Consider the following 23,548-nt stretch of genomic DNA (forward strand, 5'->3'; position numbering starts at 1 on the left):
CTTTTAATTTATATTCTTTTTTTTACAGGCCTTTTTATGCGTTTTTTTACACTCTCATATCTTTTCATAACATCGCCTGCACGTACTCCATGTCGTTCATTCCATTCTTGTTTAAGTTCAGATAATTTGTCTCTCCATAAAGCCGCCTCTTCAAACTCCATAAGTTCAGCGGCTTTTTTCATATCTTTTTCTACTCTTTTCATTTGTTTGAACAAGTCTTCATCGGATAAATTTCTTTTATCCGAATTCAACTCATACGCAACACTTTTTTCCTCAAGCTTTGTAAGATTTATCAAATCTTTAACTCTTTTTTGTATCGTATGAGGAATAATATTATGCTCAATATTATATTTCTTTTGAATTTCTCTTCTACGTTCGGTTTCTTCTATCGCGTACTTCATTGAATCCGTTATACTATCGGCATACATAATTACATGCCCTCTCGCATTTCGTGCCGCACGACCTATTACCTGTATCATCGAAGTTTCAGACCTTAAAAATCCTTCTTTATCTGCATCCAATATAATAACCAGTGAAACTTCCGGCATATCCAAACCTTCTCTTAAAAGGTTTATACCTACCAAAACATCAAATACACCTGCACGTAAATCTCTTATTATTTCAGCACGCTCTATAGTTGCAATATCTGAATGTAAATATCTTACCTTTATGTCTGCATCCATAAGATAATCGGTTAAATCTTCCGCCATTTTTTTAGTTAAAGTAGTAATCAAAACACGTTCATTACAATCTTTACGTTTACGAATTTCTGATATTACATCATCAATCTGTCCCTCTATAGGACGTACTTCAACGCTCGGATCCAAAAGTCCTGTCGGTCGTATAATTTGCTCAGCCAAATTAGTTTGTACTCCCATCTCATAAGGACCGGGAGTAGCGGATACATATATAACCTGATTTATTCTCTCAGTGAATTCATCAAAAGTCAGAGGCCTGTTATCAAGAGCACTCGGTAATCTGAAACCGTAATCTACCAAAGTTATCTTTCTTGATCTGTCTCCGTTATACATCGCACGTAACTGCGGAACGGTAACGTGAGATTCATCAATCATAATCAAAAAATCATCCGGAAAATAGTCCAACAAAGAATACGGAGGCTCGCCTGCTTTCCTTTGCGACATATGTCTCGAATAATTTTCAATACCCGAACAATATCCTATCTCTTGCATCATTTCCAAATCATAATTTGTTCGTTGCTCCAAACGCTGTGCTTCAAGTAATCTGTCTTGCTCTCTTAAAATTTTCAATCGTTCGGCTAATTCTTCCCCTATCGTTTGAACGGCACGTTTCATTTTATCAGACGTCGTAACATAATGCGATGCCGGAAAAATCCCTATATGATTTCTTTCGGATACAGTTTCACCGCTTACTATATCAAATTCGGTAAGACGATCAATTTCATCGCCGAACATTTCTATACGAACACCGGTATTATTTGATGAAGCCGGAAATACATCCAAAGTATCTCCTCTTACACGAAAAGTATCTCTTGTAAAATTTAAATCGTTCCTTAAATACTGCATATTTACCAACTTTTCGATGATTTCATCTCTCGATACTTCTTCACCGGGCCGTAATGATAAACCCATAGTACTGTAATCTTCCGGATCTCCCAATCCGTAAATACAAGAAACGGATGCAACGATAATAACATCTCTACGCTCAAAAAGAGCCATTGTCGCCGAATGCCTCAATCTGTCGATTTCTTCGTTTCTTGAAGAATCTTTAGCTATATATGTATCAGTCTGAGGTATATATGATTCCGGTTGGAAATAATCATAATAACTTACAAAATAATAAACTGCATTATTCGGAAAAAAATCTTTAAATTCACTTGCCGTCTGTGCTGCCAAAGTTTTATTAGGTGAAATAATCAAAGTCGGTCGTTGCACACTCTCGATAACCTTTGCCATCGAAAATGTCTTACCCGTCCCTGTGGCACCCAATAAAACTTGTGCCCAATGTCCTTCATTAAGCCCCTTCACCAATGACGCAACAGCTTTAGGTTGATCGCCCTTAGGTCCAAAAGGAGCTTCCAATTTGAATTTTTTTTGTTCACCTGTATAGTATCTCTTTATATATTTTTTCATAAAAACTTCTTTCAAAAACACAAAACAACAGTTCTATTTCATTATACATCAATATATTCATAACATTCAATATTTAATAAAACAAACATGCACTCTGTAAGAACAAAGTGCATGTTTACTAAACATATCCCATTTCTGCCAAACTTTTAAAATTACCGTCACCGATAATTATATGATCCAAAACTACGATATCTAAAATTTTCCCCGCTTTTACAAATCTCTCGGTAGTGCGTATATCCTCACGTGAAGGATCCGGAACTCCGGACGGATGATTATGTACAAGAATAATTGCATAAGCTTTAAAACGCAATGCCCACTTTAAAGCTTCCTTTATGTCAACTACAGTCTCTTGCAAACCTCCCCTTGTTATTTCACGATACCCAAGTAACTTATTTTTTATATTAAGATAGCACACTAAAAAATGTTCTTGATTTTTATGTCTCAACTCTTCCATGAAATACTTTGCCACATTTGACGGATTTCCGAAATTTTTCAATTCAGTTTTCAAAAACCTTGACGACAATCTTCTGCCTAACTCGATAGCGGCACACAATGTAATAGCTTTATCTTTACCTATTCCGTCAATATGAACAAGATCTCTCCAATCCAAATCATCGAACATACTTACATCGGTAAATCTTTCGAGTTCATCAATTACATCTTCGGCTATTTCCAAAACCGACCGTCCCTGTCTACCGGTTCTGAGTAAAATTGCAATCAAATCCGCCATTCGTGCATTTTTAGGAGAAATTGCAAATCGTTCCCTCGGCTTATCTTCAGACCTCATATCTTTTATTTTCATAACACATTCTCCGATAAAAGACCGACTTTTAAAATTTATAATAAATCCACCATGCAATAAATATTCCTATGATACTTAACATATTCGGTGCGAAACGCACTCCGAAATGAATTTGCAAAACCGCAAAATTCAAATATATATCATTAAAATTAAATATTTCATATGTTTGCGTCAAATACGGCATTATACCGGAAAAAGTTACATTTGACAGCAACTGTCCTAAAACTCCACCTATTAGAGCGCCTAAAAGAATAAACAATAAAAGGTAAAAAATACCTCTACCCTTACCTGAACGCATAATTAAATCCTCTCACACTAAAATGTAAATCCGTTTGTAATTTTCCCGTCAAGTTTATTCATCAACAAACTTCCTACCTCGTTATTTTTTTCATATTGATAAATAACTTTCCAAACCGTTTTATTTTGTTGAAAAATATAAGATTTTACCACAAGATTTACATTTCCCTTTTTTAAACTTTCATTGAATGTTGCATCTATTGTATGTGCATTAATATTTCCGACTGTCGCATTTCCGACATTCAAATGTAAATCAGATATATTTTCATTTGTTTTAAGCAATTCACATTGCTCTTTAAGAATTATTGCCGGAGAAGTATTCTCATCGGCTTTATAACCGAAAACCAAAATTTCAAGATTTCCGTCAGAGCCTGCAGCTACAACGCTGTCGGAATTATTTTGTGACAGATCCGATTGCTTCCCGTCTACAGCCAACTCGAAAGGAGTCTTCAATGTAATTACACTTCCGGCACAATACACTCTGCTTTTCCCGAAAACAAAAGAATCATCTGCACTTCTACTTCCATAAACCGATATAAAAACTATAACTGCAAGCAAAACTAAAGTTACATAAATTTTCGATTTTTTCATAATTCAACCCCGAATCTTTATTTAGTTAGAAATATTATAGCATACATGGCTTACACATATAATAATATGATAAAATAATAAATATACTTTCATAACAAGGAGTTCTTAATGAACTATATAGGAATTCCGGCTGAATGGAATCCGTTCCATGCCGGTCATAAATCAATGATTTCAACATTGAAAAAAAAATATCCTGAAGCAAGTTTTATAGCTGCAATGAGCGGTTCTTTCGTCCAAAGAGGAGAACCGGCTTTTTTCGACAAGTGGACTAGAGCAAAATGGGCAATAACAAACGGTATAGATGTAGTTATAGAATTTCCCGCACTCTGCGCACTTCAAAGTGCAGATTATTTCTCTGAAAATCAAGTATTATTGCTTTCAGCCATGGGATGCGATGCTATTGCATTCGGTACAGAATCACTATCTGAAGAGGAAATATATAATGCCGTTTCTTATATCCACACAAATTCATTTAAAAACAAATTTCATAATGAATTGAAAAACGGTTTATCATATGCCTCGGCACTGACAGAAGCATTTAAAAATCACTCTTCCTATCTTTCAAAAGAACTTACCAAACCTAATAACATTTTAGCATTTCGTTATGCAGATGCTATATATACTCATAAGCTACCTTTAAAAATAATTACTGTGAAAAGAAATACTGAAAATCCTATATCTGCAACGGAAATAAGAAAAAAAATAAGTAACAGCACACTTTCAAATTTCGATAAAAAACTTATTTCGGACGAAGTTTTACAATGTATAGAAAACGGTAATTATTTATCTGTCGAACGCTACTATGATATGTGTTTATTACAAAGCAGATTATTTACAATTGACGAACTGAAAACATCATGCTTGTTTACGGAAGGATTGGAAAATCGTTGGCATAAAAACACTCTTTACCCAACATATACAGAAATGCTTGACCAAATAAAAAACAAGCGATATCTATACACAAGACTTAAACGAATAGGTGCTTCACTGCTCTTCACCAAAAGAGGGTGTCGTTCAACTTTTTCATTTCATCCGAAACCTTTATATGCAAGAATTTTAGCAGCAAACAAAAATAAAACTTATCTGCTTAAAAAAGCAAAAATTCCTGTAATCACAAGAATACCTACAGCATTAAAAGAAATTGACGAATATGCATCTTCAATGCTGAAATTTGACTTAATTGCAACTGATTTACAGGCTCTTTGTATGAAAAATATAAAATTCAGAACCGGTAAAAAAGATTATTTTAAATCACCTTTCATAAAATAATCAACAGAATTCAACGTAATGAGGTACATTATGGAAACAACCGTAAACTTACAAATTATTTTAGCCTTTTGCTTATACTTAGGCTGTATGATGGCTATAGGTGTTTATTATTCAAATAAACAAAAAAATTTATCCCAATATATTTTAGGTGACAGAAAACTCGGCCCCTGGCTTACATCAATGAGTGCCGAAGCATCGGACATGAGCGGTTGGATGTTGATGGGACTTCCGGGATATGCCTATTTAAACGGACTTTCGGCTTTTTGGACAGGCATAGGACTTGTTGTAGGAACTTGGTTGAATTGGGTATTCATTTCAAAACGATTACGCAATTACACCGAAGTTGCAAACAATTCACTTACAATTCCCGATTATTTATCAAACCGATTCGGTGATACAAAAAATGGATTAAGACTTATTTGTGCAATTTTTATAATATTGTTCTTTATCATATATACTTCATCCGGATTTGTTGCAGCCGGAAAATTATTTAATACAATATTCGGTTTACCCTATACGACATCACTCTTAATCGGCGCATTTGTAGTTATATTTTATACATTTTTAGGTGGATTCAGTGCCGTGGCTTGGACAGATATGATTCAGGGTACAATGATGTTCTTCACTGTAATTTATATACCTGTTGCGGCAACAATTTCATTAGGAGGCACCACACCTACACTAAATGCATTATCCGATGTAGGCGCAGATTTCTTTTCATTCTTCCCCTCATCTACCGGTGGAATGGCAATGCTTGTAATGATTATTTCTTCATTAGGTTGGGGACTTGGATACTTCGGTCAACCTCATATACTTGTAAGATTTATGGCAATAAGCGACTCCAAAGAATTGAAAAAATCTACAAACATAGCAATGACATGGGTCGTATTATCACTAGGATTTGCAATAGCTATGGGAGTGGTAGGTAAAGCATATCTTCATCCGGCACTTCAAAATGCAGACGCCGAAAGAGTATTTATTATAATGGCGGAATCACTTTCAAGTCCGTTTATAACCGGTCTGATTTGGTCTGCCGTATTGGCTGCAATAATGAGTACCGCATCTGCTCAACTGCTTGTTACAGCATCTGCAGTTTCAAAAGATTTGTACAATTCATTCTTCCATAAAAATGCATCACAAAAACAGTTACTTTCAGTAAGTAGAATTACAGTTTTAATTGTATCTATATGTTCACTTGTATTAGCATCTGATCCTGACAGTTATATATTCTCCATAGTTTCATATGCATGGGCAGGATTCGGTGCATGTTTCGGACCTACAATTTTACTGTCATTATATTGGAAGAGAATGACACTAAAGGGTGCATATGCAGGAATTATTTCAGGTGGAATCACTGTATTGATTTGGAAACAATTCAATTGGTTCGGAATTTATGAACTCATTCCCGGATTTATAATATCTATCTTAGCAATTATTATATTCAGTCTTGCGGACTCAGAACCGTCAAAAGAAATTTATGAACACTTTGAACAGGCAGTTAAACTCTCAAATCATAACTGAATTAAAAATATAAAACCATAATATTTACCGGCGTCCAATACGCCGGTTTTCATTTTGCTTAAACTTCATTGCTTTACCATCATAATATATTCATTAACATATACATACTTACATATACCAAATATACCTCTATTATTTCTCCACTTTTATATACACTTAATTGTTTAATATTATTTCCGGCCACACTTTATTGTAAATACAATATAATATTTGCATAATGTTCAATGTATAATATTAAATTATCCTTTATAATATATCCTTTTGTTTCTACAATCATATTTGGTAATTTTCTATTTTGCCGATTTTAAAACTCGAAAGACTAAAAAATTGCAATAAAAAAACAACTGTATAAAACAGTTGTTAATTTGCAAGCGAGCATTCAATAAGCCGAGTTCTGTACCGTAAAACGGTGATGATTATCTATCTAGTCTGCAGATTGCTCTACAGATCGAGCGACACAACCCGGAAGGTCAGCGGGCAACTTCAACCCTTCCCTATTCGGTCTTGCTCCGGATGGGGTTTACCAGGCCAACTGATTACTCAAGTTGCCGGTACGCTCTTACCGTACCTTTCCACCCTTACCGTAAAACGGCGGTTTCCTTTTCTATGGCACTTTCCCTGAGGTCACCCTCGCCGGACGTTATCCGGCATCCTGCCCTGCGGAGCTCGGACTTTCCTCACGCTTTAAAGCCTGCAATCATCTTTTCTGCTCGCAGCGTAAGTATAACACTCTTATTTAATATTTTCAAATAATATATCCGAAAATGTCTTTTCCGTCTTTGTATGCTTCTATTTTTACATCGTATTTAAGTCTGTTACATTCTTTTTGCAATATTTCCGCAAGCGGTTCAACTATGACATTTTCAGTGTAGAAATGCCCCCCGTCCGCTACAAGAAGTCCGCTGCCTGCTATGTCTTGTGCGTCATGATATTTCAAATCCGCTGTTAAATATAAATCCGCTCCGCCTTTTTGTGCGTATTTTGCAAATCCCGAGCCTGAACCTCCGAGAACTCCTATACATTTAACGGTTTTATTTACATCTCCTGCAAATTTCATAACCGGCAGTTTCAATTTTTCTTTTATGTATTCCAGAGCTTCTCTTCCTGTCATTTCGTGTTCGAGATATCCTATTCTTCCCATCATTTCCTGTTTTCCGGAAAATTTCATTTCATAGCATTCAAAATTTACATTTTCATATTTTTCAGATATTTTTTCTTTTAAATCCAAAATGTACTCTTTATTTCCGCATATTTCAAATTTTACATAATTTTTTAAGTTTTTTTCAACTTCCGAATTTTTTTCAAATGAAAATTCTTTTTGCATTGAATTTCTGTTTTTTTCTTCAGTTTCAATTACAAGTTTATAAATGTCATGCACATATCCGGGTACCATTCCTGTACATTTTTTTAAATTTAAAATGTTTACGAGTGCATCATTTACTCCGTTTTGTGCTGTATCCAAATTTGTATGTGCAGCAAACGCTGTTATATTGTTTGATATGAGAAGTTCTATTATTTTTCCTTTTTCGGTTGTCATATCTATACATTTTAAAGGTTTAAAGAGAAGCGGATGATGTGTAATAATCATTCCAGCTTTTTTCTCTACAGCTTTTTTCACTACATCCACTGTTACATCCAATGCTGTTAACACGGTTTCGATTTCTCTGTCGGGATTTCCTATTTGAAGTCCTGGATTGTCCCATGATTCTGCAAATTTTTTCGGTGCTAAATGATTCATTATGTTTATTATGTCTTTTACTTTGGCTTTCATAGCATTTCCTCCATTCTTTTCAGTTCAATTTCCGCGATTTTTCTTTTCCCCTTTTGTTTTTCATCAGATGTATTTTCATTTATCATTGATAACAGTCTTTTTCTTTTGTAAATTTTTCTTTCTAAAAAATTTTTATACAACGGATGTTTTTTTATATTTTCCGTTACTCCCGTTTCATAATAAAATTCATCTTCAATTTTCATTTCCCCATGTTTCACAAACAGTATTTCATATATATGCCAATCTTCTTTTGCAAGTGATTCTTCACATATTATATATCCGTTGTTTACAAGCCATCTTCTCAGTTCCGGTGCATTTTTCATCGGTTGAAGCACAAACCATTCCGTTGCTTCCGCTTTTTCTTTGTCGTTTTCAAGTATTTTTCTAATCATTTTTCCGCCCATGCCGGCTATTACAGCACCGTTTATTTCATTCATTTTTATAGAAGCCAGTCCTGCACCTATACGGATAAATATTTTATTTTCAAGATTTTCTTTTTTTATATTTTCTTGTGCATGTTTGAGAGGTCCTATACCTATGTCGGACGCTATTGCAATTTTTGCTGTTTTTTCTTTTAACATTGCAATAGGTATATAAGCATGATCCGTTCCTATATCTGCAAAACATTCACAGTCAGGTATCATATTTGCTACTGCACGCAATCTCGGTTTTAAGTACATATATTTTTTCCTATAAAAAAAGGCTGAGCATATTGCTCAACCTTCATAATTTGCTGGTGGGCCCACCAGGGTTCGAACCTGGGACCAGACGGTTATGAGCCGTCGGCTCTACCACTGAGCTATAGGCCCGTTTTATCAACATATGTTATTTTAACAGTAATTATACTTAACGTCAAGACTTTAATTCAAATTTTATAAAAGATTTTTTGCTAATTTTTTTAATTTTGTAAGTGCCTTACCTTCTATTTGTCTTATACGTTCTCTTGTAACGTCAAAATTATTTCCTACTTCTTCCAGTGTGCGCGGTCTTCCGTCTTTGAGTCCGAATCTGAGTTCAAGAACTTGGCGTTCTCTGTCCGTCAGATTTGTAAGCAATTCTTCAATTTGTTCTTTAAGCAATATCGAGTCAGTGGCATCGTCCGGCGCTATTGCATCTTGATCCTCTATGAAATCTCCCAGATGTGAGTCTTCTTTTTCTCCTATCGGTGTTTCCAATGAAATAGGATCTTGTGCTATTTTTTTTACTTCTCTTACTTTCCCTACACTTACGTCCATAGCTTTTGCTATTTCGTATTCTGTAGGTTCTCTTCCCTTTTCTTGCAAAAGTTGTCGTGATATTCGATTTAATTTGTTTATTGTTTCAACCATGTGAACCGGTACTCTTATCGTTCTCGCTTGATCCGCAATTGCACGTGTAATTGATTGTCTTATCCACCATGTTGCATATGTACTGAATTTATAGCCTTTTGTGTAATCGAATTTATCTACGGCTTTCAAAAGTCCCAAATTTCCTTCTTGTATCAAATCCAAAAATTGAAGTCCTCTTCCCAAGTATTTTTTTGCAATTGATACTACAAGTCTCAAATTTGCATCTGAAAGTGCTTTTTTCGCTTTGTCGGCATTTATTTTTTCTTCTTCGGTCGCTCCTAAAAGTAATCCTTTTTCCACCGCTTTTGCCAAAGTTACTTCTTCTTCTGCTGTAAGAAGGTCCACCGTACCTATTTCTTTCAAATACATTTTTACAGGGTCGTCAATTCCTTGAGATACTCTTTTTGAAGGTTTGGGCTGTATTTTCTTCAAGGGTTTATTATTCTCTTCTGAATCTTCATCTCCCGGTACGTTCATATAGACATCTATACCATGTTCATGAAGAGCTGCATTTAACAAATCCAATCCTTCTATATCAATATGATTTTCATTTACAAAATCATTTACTATATCTCCGGATATCATTCCGTCTTTATCGGATTTTTCATTTAACTCTTCAATCCATTCTTCCAACTTGCCTGTATTTTTATATTCTTCTTTTTTACGCATACCGGTTCTCCTTGGTATAAACCATCCGTTGCTTTATTTACTCAAGTTACGGATCTCTTCACTCAGTTTTATACAAATCAATTGCTCTTCACGAGCTTTTTGCGGATCTGTCTCTAAAAGTTCTGCAACACGTTGCGTATGGACACGATATTCTCTTTGTAAATATACTTTTTTCAAAGGTCTTATGTATTCTTCCATAGGCAAATTTCCTACAGAGTTTGAATTCATCAACAATTCAGCCAATCGTGGTACATATTCTCTCGGTAATAATTTTTCCGTTTCTTTTTCAGTTATATTTGTTTCACTAAGTTTTTCCAATATTCGGAACAATTCTTTATGAAAATCATCTGCAAATTCGTATTTTTTAAGCAGTTCCCACCCTTCCGGCAATTTATTATTAAACAGACAGTACCTGAAAAATCCTTCTTCCAATAATTTTTGCCTTTTCATATTGTATTTTGTTTCATAGTCTTCAGATTTTATTTTTTCGGATTGTTTCTGTGAAATAAATACATTTGAATTCTTTTTTCTTGCATAACGCAATGCTTCACTTCTTATAAGTCCTTCATCCATTTGCATTCGTCTTGCCATTTTTACAATAAACGAGTTGAAATAAAATGAGTTTCCTTTCGCAAGCAAGACATCAAACATATCTGCAAGAATTTTTTGTTGCCCTTCAAGTGTATTGCTGTCGTATCTTTTCAATGCCGCCGAAAAAAGATAATCGGTAGCAGGTTGTGCTTGTGCAACGCTTTCCAAGTATGCTTCTCTTCCATGTGCATTTATAAATTCGTCCGGATCTTTTCCGTCGCCCAATCTTACTACTCTGAGTTTCAATCCTACGTTACCGGCAATTTCCAATGCGCGTTTTGTTGCATTTTGTCCTGCAGCATCCATATCATAATTGAATATCAATTCATCGGCATATCTTTTAAGTAAACGTGCTTGTTCAATTGTAAATGCCGTTCCCAATGATGCAACTACATTTGTTATACCATGTGCGTGAAGACTTATAGCGTCCATATAACCTTCAACCATAATCGCTTGACGTTTTTCTCTTATTTCCGGTAACGCTTGATACAAAGCAAAAAGCAATCTTCTTTTATTGAATATCACCGACTCGGGAGAGTTTAGATATTTCGGTAAACTGTCGTCCATCACTCTTCCGCCGAATGCAACTGTTTTCCCTTTCAAATTCAAAATAGGAAACATACATCTGTTTCGGAAAATATCATAGTGTTTTCCGTTTTTATATCCTACAAGCCCTGCTATTTGTAATATTTCCGGGCTTATTTTCTTTTTTGAAGTAAAATCGGAGTATAATCTATGCCACTCCGGCGGTGCAAATCCCAATTTGAATTTTTTTATAATTTCATCCGATAAATGCCTTTTTAAAAAATATTCATATCCTTCTTTTCCGATGTCGGTTTTTGTAAGACAGTTATAAAAATATATGCTCGCCAATTCCGTAACGTCATATATTTGTTTTGAAAGTTCGGCTTTTTTCTTTTCTTCATATGTCATTTCCTTTTCAGGAATTTCAATTCTTGCTATTTCAGCTAATTTTTCTATGGCTTCGGGAAAAGTTATATTATCCATTTTTTTCAACAAAAGATACTATATCTCCGCTTTCATTACATCCGAAACAATGATAGAAACCTTTATCAGGAGAAACTGAAAATGACGGTGTTTTTTCTTGATGAAACGGACAGCATGCCCAAAAACTTCTGCCTTTTTTCTTTAGAGGAACATATGCACCTATAACTTGTTCAATCGGAAGACTGTCTTTTATTCTTTGAATAAAATTATTGTCGAAATTTTTCATCAAATCCTCCGTTTTGCGTTTTAAACAAAAAGAACTGACAAAAACAAGTCAGTTCTTTTATCTACCTCCAAACAAATTAATTTGCAAAATAAATTGTTATTTTACGTTTGATACCAATTCTTTCCATCTTGCAGTTAATATTTTCAAATATAAATTCGGATTCAATCCCATACTTTGCAATCCGTATGCATCACTGAATTCTACAAGCAGTGTTTCATTTTTATCTGTAATTGCAAAATCAAGTGCATAGGCTGAAGGTGCCGATTTAAATAATGAAACGGCTTTTTTTAAAATACCCGTATCCGGAAAAATATCCCATTTACCTCGATAAGGTGTAAGAGCAACTATTTCTCCATGCAATACCCACAATCTCCATTCAGATACAAATTTTACCGTTTTACTGCACCAAACGTCTATATCTGTCAGACTTCCGCCAAGTTTTACCGCATCATCGGATTTTTCCAATACCGTTCCGGAAAATCTTTTTGTCTCATATACCGGTTTTACAAATATAGGTTCTTCGATATTTTTTATAACATCAAATAATGTAGATTTCCAAATTTCTCTACCTAAAAACTGTTTCAATTCAGACGGATAATCAAGCGGTTCCACTTCTATACCGTTTTGATCCAATATTTCTTTTATATCCGAAACTGTACCCACTATTAAATTTTCTATATCGTAATTTTGTAATGAATACACAATTTTATATTTTTTTACATTTATATTCAAATTCTTACATGCTTGTAAAGCACAATAAGAACCGGAATCATATGGTTCACCGGATTGATCGGTTCTTATATACACTTCCATGGAGACACCTCCGGGATGTATTAAATTATACACTTTAATAATAACATTTTTTATTATTCTTTAGCAAGTTAATCAAATCACAAATAAAAATGCCACTATTGCAACTAAAAATCTGTATAATGCAAATCCTGTCAAATTGTATTTATTCAAGAATTTCAAAAACCACACAATGGATAAATAAGCTACTATGAACGATACTATAAATCCTGTGAGCAGTACACCTATATCGGAAAAATGCAAGTACTTGATGTTTTTAAGCAAATCATAGAGCGTTGCCAAAAACATAAGCGGTACCGCCATTATAAATGAAAAGTCTGCTGCCGCTTTTCTTGAAACTCCGAGCAGAAGTCCGCCTGCTATCGTACTGCCGCTTCGTGAAAATCCGGGCCAGAGTGACAAACATTGAAACAATCCTATTTTAAATGCTTGTTTTGTATTTATATCTTCAACATTTTTTACGGAAACATTTTTTCTTTTGACTTTATTTTCTCCGTAAATCATAAAAATACCGCCTATTATCAAACCTATAATTACCGTTTCAGGTCCGAAAAGATATTTTTTTATCATTCCGTGAAATAAAAGTCCCATAACACATGCCGGTATCATCGAAATGATTATATTGAAACATGACGGTCCTTTTTTTCTGAACCAATGGTGAGTATCCAACATGAAAATAAATTTTTCTTTATATACTACCAAAACGGAAAGTATTGCCCCCAATTGAATAAAAACTTCAAAAAATTTTGCCAAATCTCCTGTAAAATTCAGCATTGATGAAACAATAATCATATGTCCTGTGCTTGATACCGGTAAATATTCCGTCATTCCTTCAACTATACCGATAATAACTGCACAAAAATACTGATACATTCAGCACCTCTTTTATTATTAATTTATGTTTTTTGTTATAACTACGTTACTTATTTTCCCTTTATTTATATATACAACCATAAGGTTCATTTTACTCGGTGAGAAATAAATGTATGCCGTTTGAGGATTATTACCTTCGGTACTTACTTCCACTTTATCCGGTTCTCCATAAATGTATTCAAGTGTAGACTGTAAATCACCTTTCGCTATTCCTCTTGATGTCAACATTCCGGAGTTGTCCAAAAATAATCCGTTTATCAACTTACTTTTTGACGTTACACGAACACCATACCCCGGATAATACCACACTTCTTCACTTACACCTGTATTTTTACTGATCCATGATTGCCACGGATGAGGTTCAAATTTATCTCCGAGCTTGAAACCTGCAATAGTCAAATCATTATCCGTTACTGAAATTTTGTCTGTTTTTTTATGATTATCTTCTTTATAATATTCAGGAGGTGTCAAAGAAACCGTTATGGATTTAACTTTATCATCTTTTATATTGAAGTATATTTTTTTATTTCCTTTTTGATAAACAAAGTAATAACTGTTTTCTTTTCCGTCCCATAAAAGTTGTGACGGTTTACCGTATGAACGTATTACAGATTCTCTCGATGTTCCTACCGATATATTTCTATACGTTTCGGCATTTTTACCGAAAATGTAAAATGAAGATATTCCGGTTCCGGATATAACTTTTTTCAAATTCAAATCTTGTCGTTTTATATATGAGTAGGGAAATTCTTTTTCTACTGTAACATCAAAATTTCCCCAAACATATTTATCTCTTATATTGCCTTCAATCACCGAATCTGATTTTCCTAAAACTTTTTTAAGTGATTTAACGGAATCTCCAAGTGATATTCCGTTAAACATAAAGTCTTCATCACTTAAAGGTTTTTTATTTATGGAAATAATTTTATTTATTTCTTTTTTTATTGTTTCATTTTCAGATTTATTTTCTTTTTCGGTTTTTTTAGCGTTTTCTTTTTTGTTTTCCGAATTTTCTTTATTTTCTGAATTTTCCGGTTTTTTTATTTTTTCCAAATCGGTTTTATTTTTTTCAGTACTTTTAACTTCCGAAACATTTTTATTCTCTGCTAAAAATACATTATTTGTAATATTTGCATAAGCACAGTCGCTCATAGTTACAGCACACATGAACGATATAGCTGTGGCCAATTTTATAATACGATTATATTTCATTAATTCCTCTTTCTTGAAATGTATATTGATTTAAGCCGCTTTGATTATTATAACCTAAAATTGTTTTTTTTGAAGATAAATTTTTACCAAATACAAATAAGCACTTTATATACTGATTTTAAACAATACATAAAGTGCTTTATTCACTATATTCAGGCGTTTGCTAAAGTTTCACCGAGTTTCTTACATTCTTCCAAAATATCGTCTTCCGGATAACCGTAGGCAACAACAGGTTCGGCAATTGTTTCTATTCCTTCATCATTCAAGCGTTGTTTCCATATTTGCATCCAATCGCCTTGATTCCATGAGTATGAACCGAAAATTGCTACTTTTTTATTTTGTAATTGAGGCAACAATTCTTCAAAAAAAGGTTCAAATTCGTATTCTTCCAATTGCTCATTTCCCGATGCCGGACATCCTAATGCAATGTGATCAAATGAAGCGATTTCGTCTGCAGTAACATCACTCACAAAATTCAATGCAACTTCAGCTCCTGCATTTTGTGCTCCTTCTTCTACTGCGTGTGCCATTGCTTCGGTATTTCCGGATCCTGTCCAATAAACAATAGCTACCTTAGCCATAATACCTCCTATATTACACGCTATGCATTAGCCAAACTTTCTCCTAATGCTTTGCATGCTTCCAAAACATCGTCTTCAGGATAGCTATATGCCTTTACAGGTTCGGCAACAAGTTCCACACCTGCTTCATTGAGGCGATCTTTCCACAGTTGTATCCAATCACCTTCGTTCCATGAATATGAACCGAAAATTACAACTTTCTTACCTTGCAATTGCGGCAATAATTCTTCAAAGAACGGTTCGAATTCGTATTCTTCCAACTGCTCATTTCCCATTGCAGGACATCCCAATGCAATGTGGTCGAATGAAGCCGCTTCATCTGCAGATATATCACTTACAAAATTTAAAGATACTTCGGCACCTGCATTTTGTGCTCCTTCTTCTACTGCATGTGCCATTGCTTCCGTATTACCTGAACCTGTCCAATATACAATAACAATTTTAGACATTATATTCCTCCTAAAAGACGTATTAAATTTACGACAACTATACTATACTTATTCGTTTTTGTATTGTCAATATAATTATATCGAAATACATAAATTTAATATTATTTAAATTCTCTTTTTACAAGTATATCACTTACTATATTTTTCATATCCCGAATATCTCCGTCGTAACAAACAATTCCCAAATAAATTTGATACTTGTCGTGTTGTAAAACGAGTTGATATTCTTCGTTATACACAATACCTTTTTCATATCTCGGAATGGAAAAAGTTCCTTCCCAACAGTAATTTTTATTCCTTTTGATTTTTTTTAAAGGATTTTGATTTTTATACAAAGCATTGTTTTGTGCAATTTTCAAATTCAAATCATGTGCGATTGCATCGAATTTTTCTTCTATCGGCGCATTTTTATACTCATATAAATTATTTTCCAATAAATACGGTGATCCCAAGACTTGACTTGTTGCCCACCCATATGAATAATGCGGAGGCTTATTGTAGGTCATAGTATAGTAATGACCAGACGTTGCACCCGAATGAATAAAAAATTCCTTTATTCCACCAAATTTTTCAAAGGAGAGTGTTTTTTGTTCTCCCTCATCAATACTTATCGCCTCAGGCAATTTGGTCTTACCTATATTTTCAAAATTCCATGTTTTTGCATTTACTACATTATTAATACTTGAAAATATAATTAATGATATTGCAAATGCAATTATTTTTTGTTTTATCATTTTGTTTTCTTTTGTAATTTTGCCCAAGTATCTCTCAATCCTACTATTCTGTTTACAACAATTTCATTATCGTTTGTATCTTTGTCTATTATAAAATAACCTTTTCTCAAAAATTGGAATCTGTCTCCTACTTTGTAATTCTTTATTGCAGATTCCGCTTTAGATTTCATTATGATTAAAGATTTCGGATTTACTTTATCTATAAAGTCACGTCCGTCATCTTCATCATCCGGCGAGAACATATAATCATAAAGTCTTGCAGTAATATCTACCGCATCTTTTGCACTTACCCAATGCAACGTACCTTTTACTTTTCTATCCGCACCGGGCGTTCCGCTTCTTGTTTCCATATCACAAGTACAATGAATTTCTTTAATTTCTCCGTTTTCATCCTTGATAACTTCATCGCAGCGTACTATGTATGCACCCTTCAATCTGACTTCTTTACCCGGTGTCATACGGAAGAATTTCCTTGCCGGAACTTCCATGAAATCTTCACGTTCTATGTATAATTCTCTGCCGAATGCTACTTTACGTTCTCCCATAGATAAATCTTCCGGATTGTTTTCCATTGTCATGTATTCAACTTTATCTTCAGGGTAATTTGTAAGAACAACCTTAACAGGATCTATAACTGTCATTATTCTTGGTACTTTTTTCTTCAAATCTTCACGTATACAATATTCAAGCATGCCTATATCAACTAAACTGTCGGCTTTTGCAACTCCTATCAAGTCACAAAAATGTCTTAATGATTCCGGAGTATATCCTCTTCTTCTTATTCCTGAAATTGTCGGCATACGAGGATCGTCCCATCCTGAAACCACACCTGATTCCACCAATCTGCGCAGTTTACGCTTACTTGTAATCATAGTAGTGACATTTAATCTTGCAAATTCTATTTGGCGAGGTTTTTCTTTTCCTTCGTATGCTTGCAAGCACCAGTTGTAAAGCGGTCTTCTTTCTTCAAATTCCACTGTACATACTGAATGTGTAATTTTTTCAATCGCATCGGATAACGGATGTGCAAAATCATACATCGGATAAATACACCATTCATTACCTGTACGATGATGAGCTACATGTAAAATACGATACAAAACAGGATCGCGCATAACCATATTAGGAGATGCCATATCTATTTTTGCACGAAGTACTTTTTCACCGTCTTTGTACTTGCCTTCTTTCATTTCTTTAAATAAACGCAAATTTTCTTCCACGCTGCGATTACGCCACGGACTTTCAACGCCCGGATGTTCCAAATCCCCACGTGTATCATGAATTTCTTCACTCGATTGGTCATCTACATATGCCAATCCCATTCTTATCAATTTGCATGCATATTCATAAAGTTCCGGAAAGTAATCCGATGCATAATGAACAGGTTCTTTCCAATGAAATCCCAGCCACTTTACATCATATAAAATTGAATTGACGTATTCGACATCTTCTTTCGTAGGATTTGTATCATCAAATCTTACGTTTGTTTCCCCATAATATTTTTCTCCCAATCCGAAATTCAAACAAATACTTTTTACATGTCCTACATGTAAATATCCGTTCGGTTCCGGCGGAAATCTTGTTAAAACACGATTATTTTCATAAACATTGTTCTCTATATCTTTATTTATTTCCGCTTCAATAAAATTTGAAGCCGATTTGGTTTCGCTCATATAAACCTCCTCATTTCCCCGATAAATATTATTTACTATTATAATCTATAAAGTATGTATAGTAAAATAGTTTAAGCAATTGTATACTGTTTATATTGCAAATTTTATTTTGAAAAACAAAAAAATTATTTATAATTGTATAAGATATCGTAAAGGAGTTAAAAATGCGTAAATTAATAACATATAATTATAAAGGACTTACACAATGGGGTGTTCTATCAAGTGATGATAAAGAAATAATTCCTTCCGAATTGCTTGAGGAAACATACTTCATTCCTCTTTCAGAAAATCTTTTTTCTTTCATAAATTCGGGAGATGAAGGTCTTATAAATTTGGAAAAATGTCTGGCTATGAATGAAAAGGATAACGCTGTACCTACCATTTCAATAAATGATGTAGAGATTGAAATTCCGTTCATTTCAGGCAGAAATATTTTTTGTGTAGGTAAAAATTACAAATCTCATGTAAAAGAATTTGAAAATACGAATGATATTCCAAGTACTCCAGTATTTTTCACAAAAGCTGCATCTTCACTTACCGCTACAAACAAAAGCATAATCAGACATTACGATATTTCAAAAGAGCTTGATTATGAGGGTGAGCTTGCAATTGTAATCGGTAAAAAAGGAACGGATATAAAGGAAGAAGACGCACTGAATTATATTTACGGTTATACAATTATAAATGATATTACTTCCAGAGATTTACAGCGTTCTCACGAGCAGTGGTTCAAAGGAAAAAGTTTGGATACATTTTGCCCGATAGGCCCTGTAATATTAACAGGTTCTAACAATACTTCATTTACAATTGAAACAAAAGTAAACGGTGAATTACGCCAAAAAGATTCAACCGATAATATGATTTTTTCCATTTCAAAAATTATTTCGAATCTTTCCAAAGGTATAACTTTACTTCCGGGAGATATTATCGCAACCGGAACTCCTCAGGGAGTCGGAATGGGCTTTAATCCTCCGAAGTTTCTTAAATCCGGAGATAAAATTGAAATCACCATAAGTAATATAGGTTCATTGGTAAATAATGTAAAATAAAAAAGAGTTCAAATATATGATATGTACCTCTTACCGGATAAACCGGTAAAGAGGAACGTATCAAAAGTATTTAAACTCTTTTTATTATGCTTTCTTATTTAATTTGTCTGTAGATTTCCATCTTCTATGCAACCAAAACCATTCTTCCGGATATTTTTTTATCCATTCTTCAAGTCGTTTATTTATTATATCGGTAATTTGCTTGATAGATTCTTTTTTTGATAAATTTTTTTCAGCTTTTATAGGCTCCCAAATTTTTACTTTATACTTCTTATTTTTTTCTTGATGTATCATTACGGATACGACAGGTGCATCGCATAATAATGATAAATGTGCAGGACCGGTTGCAGTAAGTGTAGGTATATTAAAAAAATCTGATAATATACCGGTTTTCCCCGGATCTTGATCGCATAAAAGAGCAATAAAATATCCTTCTTTCAAACGTCTATACATATCTCTTACTCCGGTCTTATATTCAATTTTTTGTCCGGTCAAGCTTCTGTATTCGACTAAAAAACGATCAAATCCTTGATTGCTTTGCTTCATGGCAACCGAAAGTAGAGGGTATCCGTACATAGCAAGCAACGCACCGAGCATTTCCCAATTACCGGAATGTCCTGTGGCTAAAATACAACCTTTTTTGTTTTTTATCAACTCATCCAAATATTCTTTTCCTTCTATATTTGCATATTTTGAAGGATTTTTTTTATCTAATAAAGGAAAACGAAACATGGATACACACATAGGACCAAATCTTAATGCAGAAGATTTTGCTATTTCTTCAGCTTTTTTTATGTCATCGGTAATTTCGGTACGCAAAATATTTTGTATTGAGATTTGTTTCCTTTTTAAGGGAATTAATTTTAGAAATAATCTGCCCATCAATTCTCCCATGTAATTTGCTTTTTCTTCAGATAAATTACATGCTATTTTTGCAAGACCTTTCATAATTCCGTATGTAACGTTCATAGTACTCCTTCAATCAAGATAAACAAAAAAGATGCAATTGCACCTTTTATGTATTTTTCAGCTTATTTTCAAATTCAGTTACTGTTTTATCCAATTTACGAACTTTTTTTAATATATCGGGCAGCTTGTTAAGCGTTGCTTCTATACGCCCCCATTTAGCATGTTTCTTTGCAGGAAATCCTACATAAAATCCGGATTCGGAGATATTTCCTATAACTGCACTTTTTGCACCGACAGTTACATTGTCTGCAATTTTAACATGACCTGCAACTCCGGACTGTCCGGCAAGTACACATTTATTTCCGATTTTTGTACTTCCTGCAACACCTGTTTGCGCAATAATGAAACAATCTTCTCCGACTTCTACATTGTGTCCGAGATGTACCAAGTTATCAATCTTTGTTCCTCTTCTTATTACTGTATCATTCATTGCACCGTTGTCTACGGTTGTCCCTGCACCCAATTCGACATCATCGCCTACTACTACTTTCCCCAATTGCTTTATATGTGTATGATGCCCGTTTTCATCAGTTGAAAAACCGAACCCCTGACTTCCTACAACTGCATGTGCTCGAATTACTACTTTATCGCCGATAACGGTATTTTCATGTATTACCGCGCCCGGATTTATTTCACAATTTTTTCCGATTACGCTATTTTCACCTATATATACAAACGGGAAAATAACGGTTTTTTCATCTACAGTTACATTATCTCCGATAACCGTATATGCCATTATACAAGCACTTTCTGAAATTTTTACATTCTTACCTATTACAGCAGTAGGATGTATTTGCGGAGCAAATGTTTTTTCCGGATAAAAAATTTCTATAAGTTTTCCGAAAGCACCTCGACAATCACGTACCACTATTAAGTTTTTATCACAATTTTCAATTGGTGAATCTACAAGAATTACACCGGCTTTAAATTGATTTATATATTCAACATAAACACCTTTTGCAAACGTTGCGTGTTCAGGACCTGCAGATTCGGCACTTTTGACATCTTTAATGATTATATCAGGATTACCGTATAAAGTTCCGCCCAATAAATTTGCTATTTCTCCGATAGTTTTTTGCATCTTATTTTCCCGTTTCAGTTCCTGAATTATTTATTTTCTTTAAAACATCTTCTGTCACATCTATTGCGCCTTCAGGTACTGCACCTTTATGCATGACAATACTCAATCCTTTTTCTTTAGCTACCGCTTCACATTGTGAGTTTACTATAGATTCTACTTGCTTATGTTTGCTTTGTACGAAAATCATTTGCTCTTGTTGTGCTGCAGCAGCTTTCTTTTGGGCTTCTTCTTCGGAAAGTCCTTCTGTTTCTTTAGCCAAACGTGCTCTTATTTCTGCATCTTTATTTATTACTTCTTTTTGTATCTCTTTAATCTTAGGTGATTCATTTTGTATTTTCTCAAAATCCACTACACCTACTTTTTCACTTCCGCACCCCGATAAAACGGTTGCCGCTGCAATCATTGCAATAAGTGCGGATTTTTTCCATAATTTCATATTTTTTCCTACTCTTCCTGTATTATTTTACTTACTATATCACCGGTAACGTCAACAGCACTCACATTAATGGTATGTTCTGAAAAAATCATAGATAAATTTTTTTCCAATGCAACTCTTTCAGCATCTTTTCTTATATCTTCCATAATTTCAGATTTTATCTTCGCCATTTGCTTTTGTTTCAATTCCAATTTATGTTGCCAATTCTCATCCCATGATTTCAGTTCAGGATAAACTTTTTCTTCGGAATCAAATTTTTGAATTGATTTTTTACCGATTTCCGATTTTATTTTTTCTGCTGAAGATTTTGCAAAAGCCTCCAATTCATCGGCTGCTTTTTCTTTTTCTTTTATGAAAAATGTTTTTTCTTCTTCAGTCCAATCTGAAAAATCTTCATTTGAGATACTTCTGTTTTTTAACAATTCTTGCAATTCTTTTTCCGCTTTTTCTTTTTCTTCCTGACTTATACCTGTTACTACAAATTTCATTTGAAGATTTGCAATGCGGATATTATCATCAAAATTATTTTTATCAATTAAAACATTCTTATTATGTTTTGCTGAAATATTCTCATATGTTTTTTTCAATTTTTCATTTAATTCATTTTCTTTTGCTTTAATTCGAGATTGCAATTCTTTTTGTGCGGATTCTAAAGCATTTTTATCTTGCATCGCATTATCGACTTGAGTTTTCATCGAATAAACTTTCATCATTTGATTACGTTCATTACTGTATTGCTGTATCAAATGATTGTATTCCGTTTCAAGTCTGAAATACTCGGAATATTTAGGATGAGATTTAATAAGTGTTTCATAATCCGCTACACCGTAAACTGCGGGCATTGCAGATTCTTGTTTTTGTCCGCATCCTCCGATTAATATACCGACTCCTACAAGTAATGCCGCCCAGAAAGTTTTTTTATTCATCACTTCTTATCTGCGGAGGCTTTCTCTGCTTGTCCTTTATCGGATGTAAGAGATTTATTTAATGCATCGGAGACATCCTTTGTTATATCTGTTCCACCATAAATAACTGCAGCTTTTTCCACTACAAGTGTCAGGCCTCTCTTTTCGGCTACAGTTTTTACAGCACCGTTAATCTTATCTTCCATTTCTTTATCTATTGCAGATCTCTTTTCGTTAAATTGTTGTTGCATTTCTTCAAAAAGTTTCTGTTTATCTGCATCGCTTAAATCTTTTGATTTTGCATCAAAGTCTTGTTGCATTTTATCTGCAGTTTCTTTTAATTTTTGCTGATAATCTGAAGCTAAACTGCTGTTTGCGGAAACAACTTCTCTACGGTTTACAATCCCTATATCGGATTTCGGCGAAGCCATAGCAGTATTACCCATAGATGTAACGGCAATTGCTCCTACCGAAATAATAAATACTGCTGCGATGACAAATGAAAAAATCTTTATATACTTTTTATTACCCAAAAAACTCATCATAATATTTTTGCTCCTTAAAGGTTTTTAATTTTTATACAATATCCGAA

General features: G+C 33.9%; 24 protein-coding genes, 1 tRNA gene and 1 other RNA gene. 3 read left to right on the forward strand and 23 right to left on the reverse strand.

What is annotated here, in order from left to right:
* Nucleotides 1–8: 8 nt before the first annotated feature.
* From uvrB to HMPREF9083_RS01085, 4 genes are all read right to left on the reverse strand, one after another.
* The gene (gene uvrB / locus HMPREF9083_RS01070; RefSeq protein WP_035062541.1) at nt 9–2,111 is read right to left on the reverse strand and encodes an excinuclease ABC subunit UvrB; all 2,103 of its coding nucleotides are present in this window, start codon (nt 2,109–2,111) and stop codon (nt 9–11) included.
* Between the two features lie 118 nt (nt 2,112–2,229).
* Nucleotides 2,230–2,913, reverse strand: a complete 684-nt coding sequence (radC, locus tag HMPREF9083_RS01075; RefSeq protein ID WP_007554316.1) for a RadC family protein — start codon at nt 2,911–2,913, stop codon at nt 2,230–2,232.
* Nucleotides 2,914–2,941: 28 nt separating this feature from the next.
* Complete coding sequence (locus HMPREF9083_RS06770; RefSeq protein WP_007554395.1) at nt 2,942–3,211, reverse strand: DUF4321 domain-containing protein; 270 nt, start codon at nt 3,209–3,211, stop codon at nt 2,942–2,944.
* A 17-nt stretch (nt 3,212–3,228) separates the two neighbouring features.
* Complete coding sequence (locus HMPREF9083_RS01085) at nt 3,229–3,801, reverse strand: hypothetical protein (RefSeq protein WP_007555532.1); 573 nt, start codon at nt 3,799–3,801, stop codon at nt 3,229–3,231.
* A 108-nt stretch (nt 3,802–3,909) separates the two neighbouring features.
* Between HMPREF9083_RS01085 and HMPREF9083_RS01090 the strand changes: the two genes are divergently transcribed.
* Nucleotides 3,910–5,070 carry a nucleotidyltransferase family protein gene (locus HMPREF9083_RS01090; protein ID WP_007555533.1) on the forward strand — a complete coding sequence of 387 codons (1,161 nt, stop codon included), beginning with the start codon at nt 3,910–3,912 and terminating at the stop codon, nt 5,068–5,070.
* Between the two features lie 30 nt (nt 5,071–5,100).
* Nucleotides 5,101–6,591 (forward strand): sodium/proline symporter PutP, encoded by a 1,491-nt coding sequence (gene putP, locus HMPREF9083_RS01095; protein ID WP_007555534.1) that lies wholly within the window; start codon nt 5,101–5,103, stop codon nt 6,589–6,591.
* Nucleotides 6,592–6,959: 368 nt separating this feature from the next.
* Here putP and rnpB read toward each other — a convergent pair.
* The 14 genes from rnpB to HMPREF9083_RS01155 all read right to left on the reverse strand — a co-directional run bounded on the left by rnpB (nt 6,960) and on the right by HMPREF9083_RS01155 (nt 18,516).
* An RNA gene (rnpB, locus tag HMPREF9083_RS06190) (RNase P RNA component class A) lies at nt 6,960–7,304 on the reverse strand.
* A 32-nt stretch (nt 7,305–7,336) separates the two neighbouring features.
* Nucleotides 7,337–8,362: a Nif3-like dinuclear metal center hexameric protein gene (locus tag HMPREF9083_RS01100; protein ID WP_007555535.1), complete on the reverse strand. Its 1,026-nt coding sequence runs from the start codon at nt 8,360–8,362 to the stop codon at nt 7,337–7,339.
* Nucleotides 8,359–9,042, reverse strand: coding sequence for a tRNA (adenine(22)-N(1))-methyltransferase (locus HMPREF9083_RS01105; protein WP_007554463.1), 684 nt, complete (start codon nt 9,040–9,042; stop codon nt 8,359–8,361). The genes HMPREF9083_RS01100 and HMPREF9083_RS01105 overlap by 4 nt, the downstream gene beginning before the upstream one ends.
* A gap of 54 nt (nt 9,043–9,096) precedes the next feature.
* Nucleotides 9,097–9,171: transfer RNA gene (locus HMPREF9083_RS01110), tRNA-Ile, on the reverse strand.
* A gap of 63 nt (nt 9,172–9,234) precedes the next feature.
* The gene (gene rpoD / locus HMPREF9083_RS01115; RefSeq protein ID WP_007554368.1) at nt 9,235–10,359 is read right to left on the reverse strand and encodes an RNA polymerase sigma factor RpoD; all 1,125 of its coding nucleotides are present in this window, start codon (nt 10,357–10,359) and stop codon (nt 9,235–9,237) included.
* Between the two features lie 33 nt (nt 10,360–10,392).
* Complete coding sequence (dnaG, locus tag HMPREF9083_RS01120; protein ID WP_256998172.1) at nt 10,393–11,958, reverse strand: DNA primase; 1,566 nt, start codon at nt 11,956–11,958, stop codon at nt 10,393–10,395.
* On the reverse strand, nt 11,951–12,184 hold the full coding sequence (locus HMPREF9083_RS06630) for a CHC2 zinc finger domain-containing protein (RefSeq protein WP_007555537.1): 234 nt from the start codon (nt 12,182–12,184) through the stop codon (nt 11,951–11,953). Before HMPREF9083_RS06630 ends, dnaG begins: the two co-directional genes overlap by 8 nt.
* Before the next feature lie 96 nt (nt 12,185–12,280).
* Nucleotides 12,281–12,997 (reverse strand): ATP-grasp domain-containing protein, encoded by a 717-nt coding sequence (locus tag HMPREF9083_RS01125; RefSeq protein ID WP_007555538.1) that lies wholly within the window; start codon nt 12,995–12,997, stop codon nt 12,281–12,283.
* 72 nt (nt 12,998–13,069) lie between these two features.
* Nucleotides 13,070–13,867, reverse strand: a complete 798-nt coding sequence (locus HMPREF9083_RS01130; RefSeq protein WP_007555539.1) for an undecaprenyl-diphosphate phosphatase — start codon at nt 13,865–13,867, stop codon at nt 13,070–13,072.
* An 18-nt stretch (nt 13,868–13,885) separates the two neighbouring features.
* On the reverse strand, nt 13,886–15,079 hold the full coding sequence (locus tag HMPREF9083_RS01135; RefSeq protein WP_007555540.1) for a hypothetical protein: 1,194 nt from the start codon (nt 15,077–15,079) through the stop codon (nt 13,886–13,888).
* Between the two features lie 152 nt (nt 15,080–15,231).
* The gene (locus HMPREF9083_RS01140; RefSeq protein ID WP_007554457.1) at nt 15,232–15,660 is read right to left on the reverse strand and encodes a flavodoxin; all 429 of its coding nucleotides are present in this window, start codon (nt 15,658–15,660) and stop codon (nt 15,232–15,234) included.
* Between the two features lie 20 nt (nt 15,661–15,680).
* A complete protein-coding gene (locus HMPREF9083_RS01145) occupies nt 15,681–16,109 on the reverse strand; it encodes a flavodoxin (RefSeq protein ID WP_007554334.1) in 429 nt (142 codons plus the stop codon).
* A gap of 101 nt (nt 16,110–16,210) precedes the next feature.
* A complete protein-coding gene (locus HMPREF9083_RS01150) occupies nt 16,211–16,843 on the reverse strand; it encodes a hypothetical protein (protein WP_035062778.1) in 633 nt (210 codons plus the stop codon).
* Nucleotides 16,840–18,516 (reverse strand): glutamine--tRNA ligase/YqeY domain fusion protein, encoded by a 1,677-nt coding sequence (locus tag HMPREF9083_RS01155; RefSeq protein WP_007555542.1) that lies wholly within the window; start codon nt 18,514–18,516, stop codon nt 16,840–16,842. The genes HMPREF9083_RS01150 and HMPREF9083_RS01155 overlap by 4 nt, the downstream gene beginning before the upstream one ends.
* Nucleotides 18,517–18,680: 164 nt before the next feature.
* Here HMPREF9083_RS01155 and HMPREF9083_RS01160 point away from each other — a divergent pair, with 164 nt between their 5' ends.
* On the forward strand, nt 18,681–19,565 hold the full coding sequence (locus HMPREF9083_RS01160; RefSeq protein ID WP_007555543.1) for a fumarylacetoacetate hydrolase family protein: 885 nt from the start codon (nt 18,681–18,683) through the stop codon (nt 19,563–19,565).
* Between the two features lie 84 nt (nt 19,566–19,649).
* Here HMPREF9083_RS01160 and HMPREF9083_RS01165 read toward each other — a convergent pair whose 3' ends face one another.
* The 5 genes from HMPREF9083_RS01165 to HMPREF9083_RS01185 are packed head-to-tail and all read right to left on the reverse strand — an operon-like array spanning nt 19,650 to nt 23,501.
* A complete protein-coding gene (locus HMPREF9083_RS01165; RefSeq protein ID WP_007555544.1) occupies nt 19,650–20,534 on the reverse strand; it encodes a lysophospholipid acyltransferase family protein in 885 nt (294 codons plus the stop codon).
* Nucleotides 20,535–20,580: 46 nt separating this feature from the next.
* Nucleotides 20,581–21,615 carry a UDP-3-O-(3-hydroxymyristoyl)glucosamine N-acyltransferase gene (lpxD, locus tag HMPREF9083_RS01170; RefSeq protein ID WP_007555545.1) on the reverse strand — a complete coding sequence of 345 codons (1,035 nt, stop codon included), beginning with the start codon at nt 21,613–21,615 and terminating at the stop codon, nt 20,581–20,583.
* 1 nt (nt 21,616) lies between these two features.
* On the reverse strand, nt 21,617–22,051 hold the full coding sequence (locus HMPREF9083_RS01175; protein WP_007554402.1) for an OmpH/Skp family outer membrane protein: 435 nt from the start codon (nt 22,049–22,051) through the stop codon (nt 21,617–21,619).
* A gap of 8 nt (nt 22,052–22,059) precedes the next feature.
* Nucleotides 22,060–22,977 carry a hypothetical protein gene (locus tag HMPREF9083_RS01180; RefSeq protein WP_007555546.1) on the reverse strand — a complete coding sequence of 306 codons (918 nt, stop codon included), beginning with the start codon at nt 22,975–22,977 and terminating at the stop codon, nt 22,060–22,062.
* Nucleotides 22,977–23,501, reverse strand: coding sequence for an OmpH/Skp family outer membrane protein (locus HMPREF9083_RS01185; protein ID WP_007555547.1), 525 nt, complete (start codon nt 23,499–23,501; stop codon nt 22,977–22,979). The genes HMPREF9083_RS01180 and HMPREF9083_RS01185 overlap by 1 nt, the downstream gene beginning before the upstream one ends.
* Nucleotides 23,502–23,548 lie beyond the last annotated feature (47 nt).

The sequence above is a fragment of the Dialister micraerophilus DSM 19965 genome (assembly GCF_000194985.1).
In the GTDB taxonomy this organism is placed as follows: domain Bacteria; phylum Bacillota; class Negativicutes; order Veillonellales; family Dialisteraceae; genus Dialister; species Dialister micraerophilus.

Excerpts from the sequence above, each read along its gene's own strand:
- uvrB (WP_035062541.1), bottom strand. The coding sequence starts at position 2,111 with ATGAAAAAATATATAAAGAGATACTATACAGGTGAACAAAAAAAATTC.
- radC (WP_007554316.1), bottom strand. The coding sequence starts at position 2,913 with ATGAAAATAAAAGATATGAGGTCTGAAGATAAGCCGAGGGAACGATTT.
- HMPREF9083_RS06770 (WP_007554395.1), bottom strand. The coding sequence starts at position 3,211 with ATGCGTTCAGGTAAGGGTAGAGGTATTTTTTACCTTTTATTGTTTATT.
- HMPREF9083_RS01085 (WP_007555532.1), bottom strand. The coding sequence starts at position 3,801 with ATGAAAAAATCGAAAATTTATGTAACTTTAGTTTTGCTTGCAGTTATA.
- HMPREF9083_RS01090 (WP_007555533.1), top strand. The coding sequence starts at position 3,910 with ATGAACTATATAGGAATTCCGGCTGAATGGAATCCGTTCCATGCCGGT.
- putP (WP_007555534.1), top strand. The coding sequence starts at position 5,101 with ATGGAAACAACCGTAAACTTACAAATTATTTTAGCCTTTTGCTTATAC.
- HMPREF9083_RS01100 (WP_007555535.1), bottom strand. The coding sequence starts at position 8,362 with ATGAAAGCCAAAGTAAAAGACATAATAAACATAATGAATCATTTAGCA.
- HMPREF9083_RS01105 (WP_007554463.1), bottom strand. The coding sequence starts at position 9,042 with ATGTACTTAAAACCGAGATTGCGTGCAGTAGCAAATATGATACCTGAC.
- rpoD (WP_007554368.1), bottom strand. The coding sequence starts at position 10,359 with ATGCGTAAAAAAGAAGAATATAAAAATACAGGCAAGTTGGAAGAATGG.
- dnaG (WP_256998172.1), bottom strand. The coding sequence starts at position 11,958 with ATGGATAATATAACTTTTCCCGAAGCCATAGAAAAATTAGCTGAAATA.
- HMPREF9083_RS06630 (WP_007555537.1), bottom strand. The coding sequence starts at position 12,184 with ATGAAAAATTTCGACAATAATTTTATTCAAAGAATAAAAGACAGTCTT.
- HMPREF9083_RS01125 (WP_007555538.1), bottom strand. The coding sequence starts at position 12,997 with ATGGAAGTGTATATAAGAACCGATCAATCCGGTGAACCATATGATTCC.
- HMPREF9083_RS01130 (WP_007555539.1), bottom strand. The coding sequence starts at position 13,867 with ATGTATCAGTATTTTTGTGCAGTTATTATCGGTATAGTTGAAGGAATG.
- HMPREF9083_RS01135 (WP_007555540.1), bottom strand. The coding sequence starts at position 15,079 with ATGAAATATAATCGTATTATAAAATTGGCCACAGCTATATCGTTCATG.
- HMPREF9083_RS01140 (WP_007554457.1), bottom strand. The coding sequence starts at position 15,660 with ATGGCTAAGGTAGCTATTGTTTATTGGACAGGATCCGGAAATACCGAA.
- HMPREF9083_RS01145 (WP_007554334.1), bottom strand. The coding sequence starts at position 16,109 with ATGTCTAAAATTGTTATTGTATATTGGACAGGTTCAGGTAATACGGAA.
- HMPREF9083_RS01150 (WP_035062778.1), bottom strand. The coding sequence starts at position 16,843 with ATGATAAAACAAAAAATAATTGCATTTGCAATATCATTAATTATATTT.
- HMPREF9083_RS01155 (WP_007555542.1), bottom strand. The coding sequence starts at position 18,516 with ATGAGCGAAACCAAATCGGCTTCAAATTTTATTGAAGCGGAAATAAAT.
- HMPREF9083_RS01160 (WP_007555543.1), top strand. The coding sequence starts at position 18,681 with ATGCGTAAATTAATAACATATAATTATAAAGGACTTACACAATGGGGT.
- HMPREF9083_RS01165 (WP_007555544.1), bottom strand. The coding sequence starts at position 20,534 with ATGAACGTTACATACGGAATTATGAAAGGTCTTGCAAAAATAGCATGT.
- lpxD (WP_007555545.1), bottom strand. The coding sequence starts at position 21,615 with ATGCAAAAAACTATCGGAGAAATAGCAAATTTATTGGGCGGAACTTTA.
- HMPREF9083_RS01175 (WP_007554402.1), bottom strand. The coding sequence starts at position 22,051 with ATGAAATTATGGAAAAAATCCGCACTTATTGCAATGATTGCAGCGGCA.
- HMPREF9083_RS01180 (WP_007555546.1), bottom strand. The coding sequence starts at position 22,977 with ATGAATAAAAAAACTTTCTGGGCGGCATTACTTGTAGGAGTCGGTATA.
- HMPREF9083_RS01185 (WP_007555547.1), bottom strand. The coding sequence starts at position 23,501 with ATGATGAGTTTTTTGGGTAATAAAAAGTATATAAAGATTTTTTCATTT.